This window comes from Curtobacterium sp. BH-2-1-1 (assembly GCF_001806325.1).
In the GTDB taxonomy this organism is placed as follows: domain Bacteria; phylum Actinomycetota; class Actinomycetes; order Actinomycetales; family Microbacteriaceae; genus Curtobacterium.
Genome location: NZ_CP017580.1, coordinates 1,401,800 through 1,419,371, shown reverse-complemented (window position 1 = coordinate 1,419,371; position 17,572 = coordinate 1,401,800). Strand labels below are relative to the sequence as shown.

Annotated in this window: 18 protein-coding genes; 15 read left to right on the top strand and 3 right to left on the bottom strand. The window is 71.9% G+C overall.

The features are described from left to right. Window positions 1-5 precede the first annotated feature (5 nt). The 11 genes from BJK06_RS06560 to BJK06_RS06510 all read left to right on the top strand — a co-directional run bounded on the left by BJK06_RS06560 (window position 6) and on the right by BJK06_RS06510 (window position 10,085). The gene (locus BJK06_RS06560) at window positions 6-1,046 is read left to right on the top strand and encodes a carbohydrate ABC transporter permease (RefSeq protein ID WP_229086498.1); all 1,041 of its coding nucleotides are present in this window, start codon (window positions 6-8) and stop codon (window positions 1,044-1,046) included. Continuing rightward, window positions 1,043-2,008, top strand: coding sequence for a carbohydrate ABC transporter permease (locus BJK06_RS06555; protein WP_083295110.1), 966 nt, complete (start codon window positions 1,043-1,045; stop codon window positions 2,006-2,008). The genes BJK06_RS06560 and BJK06_RS06555 overlap by 4 nt, the downstream gene beginning before the upstream one ends. Before the next feature lie 10 nt (window positions 2,009-2,018). Continuing rightward, on the top strand, window positions 2,019-2,843 hold the full coding sequence (locus BJK06_RS06550; RefSeq protein ID WP_070417204.1) for a Type 1 glutamine amidotransferase-like domain-containing protein: 825 nt from the start codon (window positions 2,019-2,021) through the stop codon (window positions 2,841-2,843). Beyond that, entirely contained in the window at window positions 2,840-4,747 is a 1,908-nt protein-coding gene (locus tag BJK06_RS06545) for an amylo-alpha-1,6-glucosidase (protein ID WP_070417203.1), read from the top strand. Before BJK06_RS06550 ends, BJK06_RS06545 begins: the two co-directional genes overlap by 4 nt. 61 nt (window positions 4,748-4,808) lie before the next feature. Further along, window positions 4,809-5,240, top strand: a complete 432-nt coding sequence (locus tag BJK06_RS06540) for a MarR family winged helix-turn-helix transcriptional regulator (RefSeq protein WP_070417202.1) — start codon at window positions 4,809-4,811, stop codon at window positions 5,238-5,240. Between the two features lie 58 nt (window positions 5,241-5,298). Beyond that, window positions 5,299-5,940, top strand: a complete 642-nt coding sequence (locus BJK06_RS06535) for an MBL fold metallo-hydrolase (protein WP_070417201.1) — start codon at window positions 5,299-5,301, stop codon at window positions 5,938-5,940. Between the two features lie 54 nt (window positions 5,941-5,994). Further along, window positions 5,995-6,714 (top strand): HAD family hydrolase, encoded by a 720-nt coding sequence (locus BJK06_RS06530; RefSeq protein WP_070417200.1) that lies wholly within the window; start codon window positions 5,995-5,997, stop codon window positions 6,712-6,714. Continuing rightward, window positions 6,711-7,223: a VOC family protein gene (locus BJK06_RS06525; protein WP_070417199.1), complete on the top strand. Its 513-nt coding sequence runs from the start codon at window positions 6,711-6,713 to the stop codon at window positions 7,221-7,223. The genes BJK06_RS06530 and BJK06_RS06525 overlap by 4 nt, the downstream gene beginning before the upstream one ends. Before the next feature lie 14 nt (window positions 7,224-7,237). Then, a complete protein-coding gene (locus BJK06_RS06520) occupies window positions 7,238-7,720 on the top strand; it encodes a GNAT family N-acetyltransferase (RefSeq protein WP_254790950.1) in 483 nt (160 codons plus the stop codon). Window positions 7,721-7,773: 53 nt separating this feature from the next. Continuing rightward, window positions 7,774-8,394: a TetR/AcrR family transcriptional regulator gene (locus tag BJK06_RS18910; RefSeq protein WP_070417197.1), complete on the top strand. Its 621-nt coding sequence runs from the start codon at window positions 7,774-7,776 to the stop codon at window positions 8,392-8,394. After that, window positions 8,391-10,085 (top strand): MDR family MFS transporter, encoded by a 1,695-nt coding sequence (locus BJK06_RS06510; RefSeq protein ID WP_070417196.1) that lies wholly within the window; start codon window positions 8,391-8,393, stop codon window positions 10,083-10,085. The genes BJK06_RS18910 and BJK06_RS06510 overlap by 4 nt, the downstream gene beginning before the upstream one ends. Before the next feature lie 348 nt (window positions 10,086-10,433). On the opposite strand, the gene BJK06_RS06505 is transcribed toward BJK06_RS06510, so the two are convergent. Further along, window positions 10,434-11,432 (bottom strand): LacI family DNA-binding transcriptional regulator, encoded by a 999-nt coding sequence (locus BJK06_RS06505; RefSeq protein ID WP_258027729.1) that lies wholly within the window; start codon window positions 11,430-11,432, stop codon window positions 10,434-10,436. Window positions 11,433-11,611: 179 nt separating this feature from the next. Here BJK06_RS06505 and BJK06_RS06500 point away from each other — a divergent pair, with 179 nt between their 5' ends. The 4 genes from BJK06_RS06500 to BJK06_RS06485 are packed head-to-tail and all read left to right on the top strand — an operon-like array spanning window position 11,612 to window position 15,862. Next, window positions 11,612-12,607, top strand: coding sequence for a nucleoside hydrolase (locus tag BJK06_RS06500; protein ID WP_070417195.1), 996 nt, complete (start codon window positions 11,612-11,614; stop codon window positions 12,605-12,607). A 5-nt stretch (window positions 12,608-12,612) separates the two neighbouring features. Further along, complete coding sequence (locus tag BJK06_RS06495) at window positions 12,613-14,022, top strand: MFS transporter (protein ID WP_070417194.1); 1,410 nt, start codon at window positions 12,613-12,615, stop codon at window positions 14,020-14,022. Then, window positions 14,019-14,876, top strand: coding sequence for a ribokinase (locus tag BJK06_RS06490; protein WP_070417193.1), 858 nt, complete (start codon window positions 14,019-14,021; stop codon window positions 14,874-14,876). Before BJK06_RS06495 ends, BJK06_RS06490 begins: the two co-directional genes overlap by 4 nt. A gap of 50 nt (window positions 14,877-14,926) precedes the next feature. Then, the gene (locus BJK06_RS06485; protein ID WP_070417192.1) at window positions 14,927-15,862 is read left to right on the top strand and encodes a Ppx/GppA phosphatase family protein; all 936 of its coding nucleotides are present in this window, start codon (window positions 14,927-14,929) and stop codon (window positions 15,860-15,862) included. On the opposite strand, the gene BJK06_RS06480 is transcribed toward BJK06_RS06485, so the two are convergent. Next, entirely contained in the window at window positions 15,859-16,464 is a 606-nt protein-coding gene (locus BJK06_RS06480) for an antibiotic biosynthesis monooxygenase (protein ID WP_070417191.1), read from the bottom strand. The genes BJK06_RS06485 and BJK06_RS06480 overlap by 4 nt on opposite strands. Before the next feature lie 49 nt (window positions 16,465-16,513). Then, window positions 16,514-17,491 carry a Ku protein gene (locus BJK06_RS06475; protein WP_070417190.1) on the bottom strand — a complete coding sequence of 326 codons (978 nt, stop codon included), beginning with the start codon at window positions 17,489-17,491 and terminating at the stop codon, window positions 16,514-16,516. Window positions 17,492-17,572: the final 81 nt, after the last annotated feature.

Sequence of the window (17,572 nt, the reverse complement as noted above, 5' to 3'; positions counted from 1 at the left end):
CGGACGTGTCCCGGAAGAACCGTGCCGAAGCCGTCTCGGGCTGGCTGTTCACCGCGCCGACGATCATCGTCCTCGGCCTGTTCCTCGCCGTGCCGGTGGTCATGGCGGCCTGGGTCAGCGTGTCCGACTGGCGGGGTGTCGGCAGCCCGTTCTCGTCCGACGTCTCCTTCGTCGGCGGGCAGAACTACGCCAAGATCCTCGGCGGCGGGGGCCTCGACGAGCAGAACTTCGGCACCGCGCTGCGGAACAACCTCTGGTACGTCGTGTTCGTCGTCCCGCTGCAGACCGCCGTGGCGCTCGGGCTCGCCCTGCTCGTCAGCGGTCGGGCACTGCGCGGGCGCGGGTTCTTCCGGACCGCGTTCTACTTCCCCTCGGTGACGAGCTCGGTCGCCATCACCGTCCTCTGGCTGTTCCTGTTCTCGTCGACGGGAGCCGTCAACAAGATCATCAGCTGGGCGGGGATCAACGGACCGAACTGGTTCAACGAGCCCACCGGCCTGTTCCACCTCGGCGCAGGCACACCACCGGCCTTCCTCGCCGACCACACGATGCTCGGCATCTCGTGGTGGGAGTGGCTCGCGGGTCCGTCGGTCGCGATGACCGCGTTCATCCTGCTCGCGGTGTTCACGACGAGCGGCACCTTCATGCTGCTGTTCATCGCGGCGCTGCAGAACCTCTCGCCGGAGGTCGACGAGGCGGCGATGATCGACGGCGCCGGGTCCTGGACGCGGTTCTGGCGGGTCACCCTGCCGCAGCTTCGCCCGACGCTCTTCACGGTGCTGACGCTCGGGCTGATCGGGACGTGGCAGGTCTTCGACCAGATCTACACGGGCACGAAGGGCGCCCCGGCGAACACGACGCTCACGCCGGCGTTCCTGTCGTACACGTCCGCGTTCCAGAGCCAGCAGTGGGGCGTCGGCGCAGCCATCGCCTTCATCCTGTTCGGCATCATCGTCGTCTTCACGCTGCTGCAGCGGTGGGCGCTGCGCGACCGCCCGGTGTCCCGCCGTCGGATGCGGTGGATCGAGAAGGGGAGCACACGATGACCAGCGCACCCACCCCGGCGACCGCAGGCGGCGGGACCGAGCCGACCCGCGCCTCCAGGGCGGCAGTGCCAGGAGGCGCGGTGCCGGACCTCGGCGCCACCACCGTCACGCAGGCACCCGGCCCGGGCCGGCGGCCACGTCGGCTCACGCCGCGGAGCGTGGTGCTGCTGGTGTTCGGCGTCCTGATCGCCGTCGTCTACCTGCTGCCGTTCTACGTCGCGATCGTGAACGCGTTCAAGACCGACCAGGACGCCTCCCTGCACCCGCTGGCGCTCCCCGTCACCTGGACCGGCGCGGCGTTCCAGACCCTCTTCGAGAACTCCGACTTCGGGATCTGGGCGATGAACTCGATCATCGTCGCGGTCTTCGTCACGCTCGGCCGGATCTTCTTCGACTCCCTCGCCGGGTACGCGTTGGCGCGACTGCGGTTCCCGGGTCGCCAGACCGTCTTCGCCCTGCTCATCGCCGTCATGGCGGTGCCGGGCGTGGTTCTGCTCATCCCGAAGTTCCTCGTGATCAACCAGCTCGGCATGTACGACTCGTACTCGGGCATGATCGTGCCGTTGCTCGTGGACGCCGCCGGGGTGTTCATCATGAAGAACTTCTTCGAATCGATCCCGGTGAGCGTCGAGGAGCAGGCGAAGATCGACGGTGCCGGCACGTTCCGGACCTTCTGGTCGGTCGTGCTCCCGATGGCGCGTCCGGCCGTCGTGACGATCACCATCCTGTCGTTCCAGGGCTCGTGGAACGAGCTCGCGCACTTCATCGTGTCGACCTCGTCGCCCGACCTCACCACGCTCACGAAGGGCGTCGCATCACTGGCGTCGGGCGCGCTGAGCGCCGGGAACCAGTTCCCGGTCAAGCTCGCGGCGGCCTTCGTCATGACCATCCCCGTGGCGGTCGCGTTCTTCGTGTTCCAGAAGCGCATCATGAACGGCAGCGACGGGGCGGTCAAGGAATGAGCACCCCGACGTGACCGCCACCGAACCCACGATCCTGGCCACCTGCGGCGGTCTGGTCGGCGGCGAGTGGGACGACTCGGCCTACGGTCCGCTCCTGTTCGAGGCCGTCCGGCTCGCCCGCGTCCCCGCCGGTCGGCCGCCACGCGTGTTGCACGTGAACACCGCCGGCGGCGACCAGCGGACCGTCGAGGGGGCAGAGCTCGCAGCGGCCCGTACGGCCGGTGTCGAGGCGTCGCACCTGCGGTTCTTCCCGAGACGGAACGTGCCGTCCCTGCGCGACGCCGTCCTCGGTGCGGACGTCGTCTGGGTCTCGGGCGGCTCCGTGGTCAACCTCCTCGCCGTGTGGCGTGCCCACGGTCTCGACGAGGTCCTGCGTGAGGCCTGGGGAGCCGGGGTGGTGCTCGCCGGTGGTTCGGCCGGCGCGCTCTGCTGGCACACCGGCGGCGTCACGCAGAGCCACGGCCCGCAGCCGTCGGTCCTCGCCGACGGACTCGGCTTCGTGTCCGGCTCGCTCGGTGTCCACACCGACTCGGACCCGCACCGGTCGCCGGTCTTCCGGGCAGCCGTCGCGGCGGGGGACCTCCCGGCGGGCATCGAGCTCGACGAGGGCGTCGGTGTCGTCCACCGTGGGCGCTCGGCCACGTTCGTCGAAGCCGTCACCGACCACGACGGAGGCGGCGCGGTGCGGATCACCCGTGCCCCCGGCGACCCGACCGGCATCCGTGCCGAGCCCCTGCCCGTGCGTCGCCTGCCGGACGCACCCCGATCCCTACCGAGCTGGACACCCAGCGCCTGGACCCCGTCCCCCGAACCCGTCGACGAGGAAGCCCCATGACCTCCACCACCACGAACACCACCACCGCCGCCGCCACGACCGCCACGCTGCAGCCCCTGCTCCACGACGAGGTCGCCGTCATCGCGGCACCGACGCAGGCATGGTCCGGTCGGGACGGTGCCATCGGCGCGAACCCCGTGCACGGCTACTGGACCGGTGACCAGCGGTTCGTCTCCGCCGTGCGCGTCAGCGTCGAGCACTCCGCGGTGGAACCGGTCGCCGTCGTGCCCGCCGGTGCCCGCGAGGTCGTCTTCACCGGACTCCTGCGCGGCCTCGACGGTACCGGCGCCGATCCGGACGTCCGCCTCGACCGGCGTCGGACGGTGCGCATCGACGGGGTGGCGGAACGTCTGCGCGTCACCGATCGGCTCCAGGGGCCCGGCGCGAGCACCGCGGAGCTCGTCGTGACCGTCAGGCTGACCCCGGACGCCGCCGGGATGGACGCGGTGAAGGCCGGTCACGGCCCCCAGCCGGTCCCCGCCGACGCCTCGGAGCAGACCGCATCGTGGACCTCGGGCTCCGTACGGGTCCGGCTCGACGCCCCCGGAGCATCCGTCCGCGTCGAGGACGGTGACGTCGTGCTGCGCTGGCGGACGGAGCGCGCGCACGAGGTCGACCTCGCGTGGGACTGCGCCGTGGAGACGCCCGACGCCGTCGTCACCGGCGTGACGACCCCGCGCCCGTTCGACGTCCCGGCCGGCGTGCAGGACGACCGGCTCCGGCGCTGGCTGGAGCGTGCCACCGACGATCTCGACGCACTCCGGCTGGCGCGGCCCGAGGGCGAGTTCATCGCGGCCGGCGCCCCCTGGTTCTTCACCCTGTTCGGCCGCGACGCGATCTGGGCCGCCCGCTTCCTGCTGCCCGTCGACACCAGCACCGCCGGGGGCACCCTCCGGGTCCTCGCCGCGCTGCAGGGCACCGCGGACGACCCCGCGACCGCCGAGCAGCCCGGCAAGATCATGCACGAGCTGCGCCAGGCGTCCCTGCCGGTCGACAACGACGAGATCTCCCTGCCACCGCTCTACTACGGGACCGTCGACGCGACGGCGCTCTGGGCGTGCCTGCTCCACGACGCCTGGCGTGCGGGGCTCCCCGACGCCGAGGTCGAGGCGCTCCTGCCGACGCTCGAACGCGCCCTGGCGTGGATGCGCGACCACGGCGACGCGGACGGCGACGGGCTGCTCGAGTACGTCGACGAGTCCGGCCGAGGGCTGGCGAACCAGGGCTGGAAGGACTCCGGGGACAGCGTGCAGTGGCGGGACGGCACCCTCGCCGACGGCCCGATCGCCCTGTGCGAAGTGCAGGGCTACGCGCACGAGGCCGCGGTGCACGGTGCCGACCTGCTCGATGCGTTCGGCCGTCCCGGCGGCGACGAGTGGCGTGCCTGGGCCGCTCGCCTGGCCGATCGCTTCCGCGACGCCTTCTGGGTGGCCGACGACATCGGTCGGTACCCGGCGATCGCCCTCGACGCCCGCAAGCGCCCCGTCGACTCCGCCACGAGCAACATCGGCCACCTGCTCGGCACCGGCCTGCTCACCCCGGACGAGGAAGCCGTCGTCGCAGCACGCGTCGTGAGCCCGGACCTGGCGAGCGGCTTCGGCCTCCGGACCCTCTCCACGACCGCCGCCGGGTACTGGCCGCTCAGCTACCACGGGGGCACCGTCTGGGCGCACGACACCGCCGTGGTGATCACGGGCCTCATCCGGTCCGGACACCACGACGAGGCCCGGGTCCTGTCCGAGCAGCTGCTCGCCGCGGCGGTGGCGTTCGACTTCCGGATGCCCGAGCTGCACGCCGGCGACGACGCGTCCGCCGTCACACGTCCGGCCCCGTACCCGGCCGCCTGCCGCCCGCAGGCCTGGAGTGCCGCCGCCGCCTTCCCCGTCTGGGTCGCGCTCCGGTAGGCCGCCGTCGCAGGACTCCGGTAGACCGCCGTCGCAGGGATCCGGCGGTACGGTCGAGGGCATGACGACGACCCCGGACGACCTCGCCGAGGAGCTCCGCGAGTCGATCGGCCGGATCGTGCGGGCCACCCGGGCACTCACCGACGAGCTGCCGCAGGCGCAGAGCGCGAGCCTGGGCCTGCTCGACCGGCAGGGGCCGCAGACCATCGCCGAGCTCGCCCGGGCCCGCGGCGTGAAGCACCAGGGACAGTCGCGGACCGTCGCGGAGCTCGAGGAGCGCGGCTTCGTGGAGCGAGGCGTCTCCGACGGGGACCGGCGGGTCTCGGTGATCCGGCTGACGGACTCGGGCCGCACGGTCATGCTCCGGGAACGGAGCGCCCGAGCCGGGGCGTTCGCGTCGGTGATCGGATCCGAGCTGTCCGAGGCCGAGCGTGCGGCACTCGCCAGGGTGCCGGGACTGTTCGACCGCATCGCGGCGAGACTCGAACGGTGAACGCCCTCTCATCCGGATCGACCACGTCGATGTACAACACTGTTGTAGACTCGTCGACATGGAGCTGACGAAGTACAACCACGCCACCGTCGTCCTCGAGCAGGACGGCGCCACCCTCGTCATCGACCCGGGCACGTTCACGCCGGAGGGCGCCGACCTCGCGACGGCCGCCGTCGCCGTCCTCGTCACCCACGAGCACTTCGACCACTTCGACGTCGACGCCGTCCGTGCCGCCCTCGCCGCGAACGACGCCCTCGTGGTCCGTGGGCCCGCCGCGATCGTCGACCAGCTCGGCGCGCACGACGGCCGCGTCGCCGCGGTCTCGGCCGGTGACGCGTTCGAGGTCGGCCCGTTCTCGGTGCAGGTCTTCGGTGAGGAGCACGCCGTCATCCACGGCGACATCCCGACGATCGCGAACGTCGGCTACCTCGTGAACGGCGCCGTGTTCCACCCCGGCGACGCCTACCTCGTGCCCGGCGTCCCGGTGCGGACCCTGCTGCTGCCGACCAGCGGCCCGTGGACGAGCACCGCCGAGGCCGTCGACTACGTCCGCGCGGTCTCCCCGGAGCACGCCGTGCAGATCCACGAGGCGATGCTCAGCGAACTCGGGCAGCAGTCCGCCGCGCGGTTCCTCGGCCCGGACGGTCTCGGACCGGTGCCGGTGCAGATCCTGCCCGCCGGCGAGTCGATCACCGTCTGACGGACGTGACGCGCCCCTGAGAGGCGATCCGCGCCTCCAGGGCAGGGTGGAGGGATGCCCGACGCACCCTCCACCGCCGTCCTCTTCGACATCGACGGGACCCTCGTCGACTCGAACTACCCGCACATCGACGCCTGGTGGCGGGCGTGCACGGCAGCGGGCGAGTCCGTCGACGCCTGGCGGATCCACCGCGCGATCGGCATGGACTCGGCGAAGCTGCTCGAGGAGCTGCTGCCGGACGCCACGGACGAGCAGCGCGACACCGTCAAGCAGTTCCACACCGCGTACTACGCCGAGCAGATGCCGCGGTTGCGGCTCCTCCCGGGTGCCCGTGAGCTGCTCCGGTCCGTCGCCGAGGCCGGTCACGCCGTCGTGCTGGCCACGAGCGCGCCCGAGGACGAGCTCGTGCGCCTGCGCGAACTGCTCGACGCCGAGGCGTGGATCACCGCCGTCACGAGCTCGGAGGACGTCGAACAGGCCAAGCCGGACCCCGGGATCATCGAGGTCGCACTCCGGAAGGTCGGCGTGTCCGCCGATGCCGCCGTGATGGTCGGCGACGCGATGTGGGACGTCGAGTCCGCCGGACGGGTCGGTGTGCCCTGCGTCGCCGTGATGACGGGCGGGATCGGCGGCGACGAACTGCGCCGGGCCGGGGCGGTCCGGGTGTACGACGACGCGGCAGCGGTCCTCGCCGACCTGCGGGCGGGCCGGGGCCCCATCGCGGACCTGGCGAGCCGCGCCGGGGGAGCCGCCGGCAGCGGGGCGGGCGCATGAGCGTCCGCGGCGTCGACCACATCGGACTGACCGTGCCCGACGTCGACGCGGCCAGCGCGTTCCTCGTCGACGCGTTCGGTGCCGAGGTGCTCTACGACACGCTCCCCGCCGACCGGCCTCCGAAGGGCGGCGAGGCGACGACGTCGCGCCTCGGTGTCCCCGGAGACGCCCGTGAGGTGCGGATCCGGATGCTCGCGCTGCCCGACGGCCCCGGCATCGAGCTGTTCGCCTTCGACCACGTCGAGCAGGACACCCCGGCGGTGCCCTCCGACCTCGGGTGGCAGCACCTCGCGCTGTACGTCGACGACCTCGACGCCACGCTCGACCGGGTCGTGGCCGCCGGGGCGACCGCGCTCGGCGCACCCCGCCCGCTCCCGGGGCCCGAAGCCGGCGACCGGAACCGGTTCGTGTACGTCCGCACCCCGTGGGGCAGCACCGTCGAGCTCCTGACCTACCCCGATCCCCAGCCCTACGAGGAGCACACGTCGCGCCGACGCTGGCATCCGTGACAGGATCGTCGGTCGTGATCACGATCGAACGCGTTCGGTGGGACGACCCCCGTGGTGTGGCGCTCCGCGCCCGCATGGACGAGGAGATGCACGAGCGCTACGGCGCCGCGAACGGCGACGAGGACCCGGCGGTGACGGCCGAGCGTGGCCGGGCGCTCGCCGTGGACCCGGCGACGGTCATCACCTCGATCCTCGCGATCGACGAGGACGGCGAGGCCCTCGGGCACATCGCCGTCCGGCGTCTCGGTGACGAGGTCGAACTGAAGCGCCTCATCGTCCTCGCCGCCGCCCGCGGGAAGGGTGCGGCCACCGCGCTGCTCACCGAGGGGGAGCGTGTCGGGCGTGAGGAGGGCGCCGCGCGGCTCATCCTGCAGACCGGCGACAAGCAGCCCGAGGCCGTGGCGCTCTACGAGAAGACCGGCTGGACCCCGATCCCGGTGTACGAGCCGTACGCCGCGACGATGCCGTGGTCGTTCTGCTTCGAGAAGGCGCTCTAGCGGTACCCCACTTCCACATTGCACTCTCAGTCCGATAGTGCAATTCTTGTCCGGTGAGCACCACCGAACGCACCCGCGCGCTGCGCCGACGCATGATCGTCGAGGCACGTCGGGCGACCATCGAGCACGGGCTGCACGGCTTCACGATCGAGCAGCTCTGCGAGACGGTCGGGGTGTCCCGGCGGACGTTCTTCAACCACTTCGCGTCGAAGGACGACGCCGTGCTCGGCATCGAGATCAACGCGGACGTCGAAGCCATCGACGCGTACGCCGCCGGCGGTGTCGTCGCGGCCGACCTCGAGCCGCTGGACTCCATCGTCGCGCTGGCGATCGACCAGTTCCACCGGGCCGGCATCGACCGCGCCGACGAGGTCCTCGTCCGCGGGGTCTTCGAACGGGAGCCGGCGCTCGTCGCCCGGTTCCTCTCGGCCACCGACGTGCAGCTCGGCCGCATCACCGACGCCGTACGAGCGCGGTTCGGTTGGGGCGACGCCACCGACCGCCGTGCGCGGCTCGTCACCGAGGCCGCCGCAGGGCTGCTCAAGGTGACGGCGGAGACCTACTTCGACGACGCGTTCGACGAAGCCACTGGCCCCGCGTTCGACGAGCTGCTCACCCAGAACCTCCGCCTGATGAGGGCGGCCATCACGACCGGACAGGACACCACCGAATGAGCGCCACCGCGCCGGGCACGACCAAGCGTGCCCGCCCAGGCTCCGACGGACCGCTGCTCCTCACGCAGCGCCGGATCTGGATCATCTTCTCCGCGCTCATCGCGGGGATGCTGCTCTCCAGCCTCGACCAGACCATCGTCTCCACGGCGATGCCCACCATCGTCGGCGAGCTCGGCGGCGTCGCGCACCAGGCGTGGCTGACGACCGGGTACCTGCTCGCCTCGACCATCGTGATGCCCGTCTACGGCAAGTTCGGTGACGTCCTCGGCCGTCGCAACCTGTTCCTCATCGCGATCGCCCTGTTCACCGTCGCGTCGGCCGGGTGTGCCTTCGCCGGCGACTTCACCCAGCTCGTGGTCTTCCGCGCTATGCAGGGCCTCGGCGGCGGCGGCCTGATGATCCTGTCGCAGGCGATCATCGCGGACATCGTGCCGGCCTCCCAGCGCGGCAAGTACCTCGGCCCGCTCGGTGCGATCTTCGGCCTCTCGGCGATCGGCGGCCCGCTGCTCGGCGGGTTCTTCGTCGACCACCTCACCTGGAACTGGGCGTTCTACATCAACATCCCGGTCGGCATCGCCGCGTTCTTCGTGGCGTGGTTCGCGCTGACCCTGCCGAGCAAGAAGGCGACGAAGCGCATCGACGTCCTCGGCGTGCTCTTCATGTCCGCCGCGACGACGTGCCTGGTGTTCTTCTCGGAGTTCGGCGGCAGCAAGGACCACGGCTGGGACGCCCCGGAGACGTGGGCCTGGTTCGCCGGTCTCGTCGTGTCGGCAGCGCTCCTCGTGCTCGTCGAGTCGCGTGCGGCGGACCCCGTCCTGCCGCTGTCGTTCTTCCGGAACCGCACCTTCCTGCTCGCGACCGGCATCGGCCTCGTGCTCGGCATCGGCATGTTCGCGGCGATCGGCTTCGTCCCGACGTTCCTGCAGATGGCGTCCGGCACCTCGGCGGCGGTCTCGGGTCTCCTGATGCTGCCGATGATGGTCGGCCTGATCGGGACCTCGATCGCGTCTGGCAACCTGATCACCAAGACCGGTCGCTACCGGATGTTCCCGATCATCGGGACGATCCTGGTCGCCCTGGCGATGCTCGCGATGACCCAGCTCGCGGCGGACACCCCGATCTGGCTCATCTGCGCGTACCTGTTCGTCTTCGGTGCGGGCCTCGGCCTCATCATGCAGGTGGTCGTCCTCGTGGCGCAGAACGCGGTGCCCGCCGAGCAGGTCGGTACCGCCACGTCGACGAACAACTACTTCCGCGAGGTCGGCGCCTCCCTCGGCACCGCCGTCTTCGGTGCGCTCTTCACGGCGCGGCTCACGACGTCGCTCACCGACGTGTTCCGCGGCGCCGGCGGATCGGCGACCGACGCGGCGTCGTCGGCGGGCAGCATCGACCCCGCGACCGTGGCGAAGCTGCCGGAGGCGGTGCAGGACGGCATCGTGAACGCGTACGCCGACTCCCTGGCGCCCGTGTTCTGGTACCTGCTGCCGTTCATCGCGGTGGCGTTCCTGCTCGCGCTGTTCCTCCCGCAGATCAGGCTCTCCGACACGGCCGGCATGGTCGCCCGTGGCGAGGCGGTCGGCGGAGCCGAGGCCGACGAGCTCGAGCGGGCGCAGCGCGCGGGGCACACGGCCGGCGCGGCCGAGCCGCAGCCGGAGCCGGCAGATGCCGGTCCGGACCGTTCGGAGCGCTGACCGCGCGATCCACGAAAGCGACAGTCCCCCGCAGGATCCCTGCGGGGGACTGTCGCTTCCCCGGCACGGACCCGCCACCGCGGCGCCGACCTGTCGCTTCGGCGGGGTGGTCCGGACCACCGCCGGCCAGGAGGCGCGGTGCCAGCTCGCACCGCGCCTCCCGTCCGCCACGGCGCGCGCCCACCGCGCCCCGCTCGCGAAAGCGACAGGCTGCCGCCGGATCTCGGCGGGCACCTGTCGCTTCCGCGGGGTGATCGCCGCGCGGTCGCGGCACATCGTCGCTCTCGCGGCACGAACCGCCGCAGTCCGCGACCGCGCGCGTCGCCCGCGCGCCGCCGCGGCGGCGCGCTACGCGCCCGTGCTCGCGCGGCGCACCAGGCGCGTGGGGAGCGCCGCGGCCTCCGGCGCGGTGCCGTCGAGCGTCGCGAGCAACCGCAGCGCCGCGGCCCGGCCGAGGTCCGCGCCGGGGAGTGCGACGCTCGTCAGGGCCGGTGCCGTGACCGAGGACGACGGCAGGTCGTCGAACCCCGCGACGGCGAGTTCGCCGGGGACCGCGATGCCGAGCTGCCCGGCGACCCGGAGCACCCCGTACGCGAGGGTGTCGGCAGCCGCGACGACCGCCGTGACGTCGTCGTCCTGCCAGGCCTCGAGGACGTACTCGGTCGCCGAGGCCGCGGCGTCCACCGTGAGGTCGGCGCGGGCGGTGACCTCGGAGACCTCGATGCCGACGGCTGCGCACTCCTGTTCGAAGAGCTCCCGACGGACGCCGAACGTCGCAGCCCGCGAGGTCCCGTCGAGGTACCCCACCCGCCGGTGCCCGCGCTCGTGCAGGTGGGCGACGAGCTCGTGGACACCGGGGGAGAGGTCGTAGTTGACGGCCTCGGGGCCGCCCGGTGCATCGAGCAGCACCACGGGGACGGTGGCGGTCATCGTCTCGTCGGCGGCGGGCGCGTCCACGAGGATGCCGGCCGGTCGGAGCCGCTCGAACCGCCGGACGTCGGCGGCCACCGGCTGGGCCCCGCGCTCCGTGACGGAGAGCACGAGCTGGAAGCGGTCGCCGACGGTGTCGCGCACGCCGCGGATCACCTCGGCGAAGAAGGGGTTCGACAGGTCGGGGGCGATCAGGACGACGAGGTCGCCGCTGCCCCGCGCGAGGGAACTTGCAGCGTGGTCGACGACGTAGCCGAGCTCGTCGACGGCGTCGCGCACCCTCGTGGCGATCGGCACGGAGACCCGGCCGCGGTCCTTGCCGTTCACGACGAGCGACACCGTGGCGATGCTCGTCCCCGCGCGCTCGGCCACCATCGCAGCGGTCACACGACGGCCGGGGGCGGCGGAGGATGGCACGCGTCGATGCTACCGAGCGTGGACCGCGCAGTTCGGGTCCGCCGCCGATGACTTGACGTCAAACGCTTGACGTGTTTCCATGTCAAACGCTTGACGTGCCGCGGGAGCTGATCCTCGCCGCGGATCCCCACCTCGTCGAGCCTCGACCTCCTGATCCCCGAAGAAGTGGAGCGCCCCGCGTGCCCGAGAAGATCATCCTCGACTGCGACCCCGGCCACGACGACGCCGTCGCGATCCTGCTGGCCCACGGCAACCCGGACATCGAGCTCCTCGCCGTGACGACCGTCGTCGGCAACCAGACGCTCCCGAAGGTCACCCGCAACGCCCTCGCCGTCGCCCGCATCGCCGGGATCACCGGGGTCCCGTTCGCCGCCGGTGCCGACCGTCCGCTGCTCCGCGAGATCGAGGTCGCCGGTGACATCCACGGCGAGAGCGGTCTCGACGGGCCGATGCTCCCCTCGCCGTCGTTCGAGCTGGACGAGCGGCACGCGGTCGACCTCATCATCGAGACCGTCATGGCGCACGAGCCCGGCACGGTCACCCTGGTGCCGACCGGCGGCCTGACGAACATCGCCCTCGCGGCCCGCAAGGAGCCCCGCATCGTCGAGCGCGTCAAGCAGGTCGTCCTGATGGGCGGCGGGGTGCACGTCGGCAACTGGAGCCCGGTCGCCGAGTTCAACATCGTCATCGACCCCGAGGCCGCCTCGATCGTCTTCGACGCGGGCTGGGACGTCGTCATGGTCGGCCTCGACCTGACGCACCAGGCGCTCGCGACGCCCGAGGTCGCCGAGCGCATCGCCGCCGTCGGCACGGCCCCCGCCGCCTTCGTCGGCGAGCTGCTCGACTTCTTCGGCCAGACGTACAAGGACGCGCAGGGCTTCGACGCCCCGCCCGTGCACGACCCCTGCGCCGTCGCGTACGTCATCGACCCGACCGTCGTCCGTGCCGTGAAGGTCCCGATCCACGTCGAGACGCAGGGCACCCTGACCCTCGGCATGACCGTCGCCGACTTCCGCGCGCCCGCGCCGGAGGACTGCCGCACGAGCGCCGCGATGGAGCTCGACCACGGCCGGTTCTGGGACCTCGTCGTCGACGCCCTCGAGCGCATCGGCGAGACCCCGGACACCGGCTGGACGCCCCGGACCGCAGCCACCACGACCACCACGGAGCACTGACCCCCATGACCACCACATCGACGAAGAAGTCGATCGGCGCCCTCACTGCCGCACTCCTCGCAGCCTGCATCGCGTTCCAGCTGAACGCGAGCATGCTCAGCCCCGCCCTGGTCACGATGGCCCGCGAGCTGCACACCGACGACGCCACGATCGGCCTGTCGCAGACGCTGTTCTTCACCCTGGCGGCGCTGTTCTCGCTCTTCCTGCCGCGCCTGTCCGACATCGTCGGCCGCAAGCGCGTCCTGCTCGGCATGCTCGCGGTGATGCTCGTCGGCAGCATCGTGGCGGCGCTCGCGGTCAACGTCCCGATGCTGTTCGTCGGCCGCATGATCCAGGGCGTCACCGGCCCGGTCGTCCCGATCGGCCTGCTCATCCTCCGCAACGAGATCGCCGACCCGAAGCGCTACGGCGCCGCCCTCGGCCTGCTCACCGCGGTGAACGGCGGCATCGCGGGCGTCGACGCGCTCGCCGGTGGGTGGATCGCGACGCACTTCGGGTTCCGCGGGATCTTCTGGGTCATCGCGATCGTCACCGTCGTCGCGGCGCTGATGGTCGCTGCGTGGGGCGTCGAGTCGAAGCCGTCGGCCGGCACCCGGATGGACTGGTGGGGTGTCCTGCCGCTCGTCGTCAGCGTCGGCGCACTGCTCACCGCGTTCAACGAGGCGGGCAAGCTCGCAGCCGCCGACTGGGGGCTCGTGGCCTCTGGCATCGTCCTGGCCCTCGTGGCCTTCGGCGTCTTCTGGGCCGTCGAGTCGCGGGTGCGCGAGCCCCTCGTCGAGACACGGTTCCTCAAGCGCCGTGCGACCTGGGCGTTGCTCGTCACGACCCTGCTCACCATGACGGGCGTGTTCGCGGTCGTGAACGGCCTCGTCACGAGCCTCGCGCAGAACCCGGACGCGGGCTTCGGGATGGAGGCCGACCTCGCCTCGCTCGCGTTCCTCACCCCGTACGCGCTGGTCGGCTGGGTCGTCGGACCCTTCGCCGGCCGGCTCGCGCCGACCCTCGGCTACCGCGCCGTGCTGCGCGTCGGCCTGGTCGGGAGCATCGTCGCGACGCTCGTCATGGCGTTCGTCGGCGTGCACTCGCTGCCGGTGCTCATCGCCGCGACCGTGCTGATCGGCATCACGTACGCCGGCATCGCGAACATCATCCTGAACGGGCTCGGCATCGTGCTCTCGCCGGAGTCGAACCCCGGCTTCCTGCCCGGCCTCAACGCCGGTGCGTTCAACCTCGGTGCCGGCATCAGCTTCGCCGTCCTGCCGGCCCTGCAGATCGCGCTCGGGACCGGCGGGTCCGCGGGCACCGCCGGGTACTCCGGTGGCATGCTGCTCGGTGCCGTGATCACCTGCGCGGCACTCGCCACGTCCTTCCTCATCCCGCGCCCGGCCTCGGCCGAGACAGGAGCCGCCGCATGACCGGCATCGTCGTCGTGGGGAGCCTCAACGCGGACCTGGTGGTCCGCACGGAGCGCTTCCCGAAGCCCGGTGAGACCCTCCAGGGGTCCGACCTCGCGATCCTGCCGGGCGGCAAGTCCGCCAACCAGGCGGTGGCTGCCGGGAGGCTCGGGGGCACCGTGCGCATGATCGGCGCGGTCGGCGACGACGGGAACGGTCGACTGCTGCGCGACTCCGTCGCGGCGGCGGGTGTCGACACGACGCACGTCGCCGTCCGGGAGGGCGTGGCCACCGGCACCGCCGTCATCACGGTCGACCGCGCAGGGGAGAACACCATCGTGATCTCCGCCGGCGCGAACGGCACGCTGACCCCGGACGACGTCCCCGCCGATGCCCTCGACGGTGCCGGCGTGCTCGGTCTCTGCCTCGAGGTCTCGATCGACGTCGTCCTGGCCGCCGCCCGCGCAGCGCACGCCGCCGGGGTCACGGTGCTCACGAACCTGTCCCCGTTCGGTGCCGTCCCGGTGGAGCTGCTCGAGCTGACCGACGTCCTGCTCGTCAACGAGCACGAGGCCGCCGAGCTCGGGGAGCACGGCGTCCGACGGTCGATCGTGACCCGGGGCGGCTCTGGCTGCATCGTGCACGACGGTGACGCCGAGCCGGTGTCGATCGACGCCGTGCGGGTCGACCCGGTGGACACCACGGGCTGCGGCGACGCGTTCATGGGTGCGGTGGCGCTCCGCCTCGCCGCCGGGGACCCGCTGGTCGAGGCCGCGCGGTTCGCGGTCGGTGTCGGGGCGTACGCCGCGACGAAGGCGGGCGCGCAGGCGTCGTACCCGACCACCGCGGAACTGGAGTCGTTCCTGCGGGGCTGAACCGCGCCTCCCGGGCCGTGCCCGTCCGACGGGGCCACTAGCGTTGTGGCATGCGCGTGGGAGTCCTCGACATCGGGTCCAACACCGGCCACCTGCTCGTGGTGGACGCCCACGGCGGTGCCGCCCCGCTGCCGGCGTCGTCGTTCAAGCAACCGCTGCGCCTCGCCGAGCACCTCGACGACGCCGGCGCGGTGACGGAGGCGGGCGTCGACGCCCTGACCTCGTTCGTCGCCGACGCCGTCCGCGTCGCCGAGGACCGCGGGTGCGAGGACATGCTCGCGTTCGCGACCTCGGCCGTCCGCGACGCCGTGAACTCCGACGCGGTGCTCGCCCACGTCGAACGGGCGACCGGGGTCGAGCTCGCCGTGCTGTCCGGCGGGGACGAAGCGCGCTTGACGTTCCTCGCCGTGCGGCGGTGGTTCGGGTGGTCCGCCGGTCGCCTGGCCGTGTTCGACATCGGCGGCGGGTCGCTCGAGATCGCCGGCGGAGCGGACGAAGCGCCCGACGTCGCGTGGTCGATGCCGATCGGCGCCGCGCGGCTCGCCCGGTCGTACTTCGCGGCGGGGACCCCGACCGAGGACGACGTGCGCCGGATCCGCCACGAGATCCGGGTGGAGATCGCCCGCGACGCCGGGCTGCTGCTGCGCGCCGGGCGGCCGGACCGTGCCGTGGCGACCTCGAAGACGTTCCGGTCGATCGCACGGATCTGCGGCGCGGCGCCCTCGGGTGCGGGGCCGCTCGTTCCGCGCGCGCTCGACGGCGGCGTGCTCCGCGCGAAGCTGCCGGCGCTCCTGACGATGTCGGTCGCCGAGCTGGCCGAGCTCCCCGGGGTGTCGCCGAGCCGGGCGCACCAGGTGGTGCCGGGAGCCCTCGTCGCCGAGGCCTGCCTGGACATCTTCGACCTGCCGGCGCTCGAGATCTGCCCGTGGGCGCTCCGCGAGGGCGTGATCCTCGAGCGGCTCGACCAGCTGTCGGTGCTCGGCTAGCTGTTCCTCGGCGGTGCGAGGAGCCACGGGCGGATCATCCGCGTGACGAACGGCAGCACCCAGAACGTCATGATCGGCGTGAGCACGAGCGTCGTGACGAGGACGCGCGGCAGCACGGGGAGTGCGCCGAACGCGGGGACGAGCCAGCTGACGAGGTACGTGAACGCCAGGTTGACCGGGAAGAACCCGAGCCAGATGCTCACGGCCTGCTTCCACCGCGGCGGTGCGCTCGACGCCGGGGCATCGGCCGGTGCGTCGAACCACCCCTCGATCCCGGTGCGCTTCTCGACGCGGGACTCCACCACGAGGTCACGGCCGAGGTCGAGCCACCGCAGCCGGTCGTCGGAGTTCTCCCACGTGGCGAGGGAGTCGTGGTCGGCGAACCGGTACAGCATGTGCCACTCACGGCTCGTCGCGTGCGAGCGGACCCAGCCCGAGCCGAGGAAGCCCGGGTAGCGGTTGGCGAGGTTCACGCCGGACTGCACCCAGCGGGTGACGTCGGGGATCCGTTCGGGTTCGACGAGCCGGGTGATGGAGACGGTGACGGGCGGGCCATCGGTCGCGGGTGGCGACGACAAGGCCCCAGGCTCTTCTGGAGTCATGCGTCAAGTCTGGCCGACGCGTGTTTCCTGCTCGTGTCGGGCGGTCCGGCTAGCTGGCCTGCTTCTTGGCGGCCGGCTTCTTGGCGGGGGCCTTCTTCGCCGGGGTCTTCTTCGTGGGTGCCTTCTTCGCGGGTGCCTTCTCGGCCGGGGCCTTCTCCGGTGACTCGTCGGCCGTGGAGTCCTGCTTCGTGGAACGGGACCCGCTCCGGGAACGCGACCCCGTGCCTCCCGAACCGGACCGCTTCTTGTCCACCGACGCGCGCAGGGCGGCCATCAGGTCGATGACGTCGCCACCCTCGTCATCATCGTCGTCCTCGGAGCGCTCACCGAAGGTCTTCTCGGTGTCGATGTCGTCGCCGGACTCCAGCTTCGCGTCGATGAGCTGCTGCAGCTCCACCTGGTAGGCGTCGGTGTAGCGGTCGGGGTCGAAGTCCGTGGACATGCTGTCGACGAGCGACGACGACATCTTCAGCTCGTTCGCGCTGACCTTCACCGCTGCGTCCAACCCCTTGAAGTCGGCAGCGCGGACCTCGTCGCCCCAGAGCAGCCCCTGCAGCAGGATCACGTCGTCGTTCACCCGCAGGACGCCGAGCCGGGTCTTCTGCCGGAGCGTGAACTGCACGATCGCCAGCCGGTCGGTCTTCGCGAGGGTCTCGCGCAGGAGCACGTACGCCTTGGGGGAGCGGGAGTCGGGCTCGAGGTAGTAGGACTTCTCGAACATCATCGGGTCGACCTGGTCGACGGGGACGAACTCGAGGACCTCGATCTCGTGCGACTGCTCCTCGGGGAGCTGCTTGAAGTCGTCGGCGGTGAGCACCACCGTCTTGTCGCCGTCGTCGTAGGCGCGCTGGATGTCGGCGTACTCGACCTCGTGGCCGAACTCGCAGACGCGCTTGTACCGGATGCGGCCCTTGTCCTCGTCGTGGACCTGGTGCAGCGACACGTCGTGCGTCTCGGTTGCCGCGTAGACCTTGATCGGCACGTTGACGAGCCCGAACGCGATGGAGCCCTTCCAGATCGACCTCATGGGCACATGATGCCCGTCTCTCCACGGGAGCGCCCGCAGCGGACGGGTTCTCCACAGATCCCGCTTCGCTGAACCGCGGTG

Excerpts from the sequence above, each read along its gene's own strand:
- BJK06_RS06545 (WP_070417203.1), top strand. The coding sequence starts at position 2,840 with ATGACCTCCACCACCACGAACACCACCACCGCCGCCGCCACGACCGCC.
- BJK06_RS06510 (WP_070417196.1), top strand. The coding sequence starts at position 8,391 with ATGAGCGCCACCGCGCCGGGCACGACCAAGCGTGCCCGCCCAGGCTCC.
- BJK06_RS06475 (WP_070417190.1), bottom strand. The coding sequence starts at position 17,491 with ATGAGGTCGATCTGGAAGGGCTCCATCGCGTTCGGGCTCGTCAACGTG.
- BJK06_RS06525 (WP_070417199.1), top strand. The coding sequence starts at position 6,711 with ATGAGCGTCCGCGGCGTCGACCACATCGGACTGACCGTGCCCGACGTC.
- BJK06_RS06535 (WP_070417201.1), top strand. The coding sequence starts at position 5,299 with ATGGAGCTGACGAAGTACAACCACGCCACCGTCGTCCTCGAGCAGGAC.
- BJK06_RS06490 (WP_070417193.1), top strand. The coding sequence starts at position 14,019 with ATGACCGGCATCGTCGTCGTGGGGAGCCTCAACGCGGACCTGGTGGTC.
- BJK06_RS06540 (WP_070417202.1), top strand. The coding sequence starts at position 4,809 with ATGACGACGACCCCGGACGACCTCGCCGAGGAGCTCCGCGAGTCGATC.
- BJK06_RS06555 (WP_083295110.1), top strand. The coding sequence starts at position 1,043 with ATGACCAGCGCACCCACCCCGGCGACCGCAGGCGGCGGGACCGAGCCG.
- BJK06_RS06480 (WP_070417191.1), bottom strand. The coding sequence starts at position 16,464 with ATGACTCCAGAAGAGCCTGGGGCCTTGTCGTCGCCACCCGCGACCGAT.
- BJK06_RS06485 (WP_070417192.1), top strand. The coding sequence starts at position 14,927 with ATGCGCGTGGGAGTCCTCGACATCGGGTCCAACACCGGCCACCTGCTC.
- BJK06_RS06495 (WP_070417194.1), top strand. The coding sequence starts at position 12,613 with ATGACCACCACATCGACGAAGAAGTCGATCGGCGCCCTCACTGCCGCA.
- BJK06_RS06530 (WP_070417200.1), top strand. The coding sequence starts at position 5,995 with ATGCCCGACGCACCCTCCACCGCCGTCCTCTTCGACATCGACGGGACC.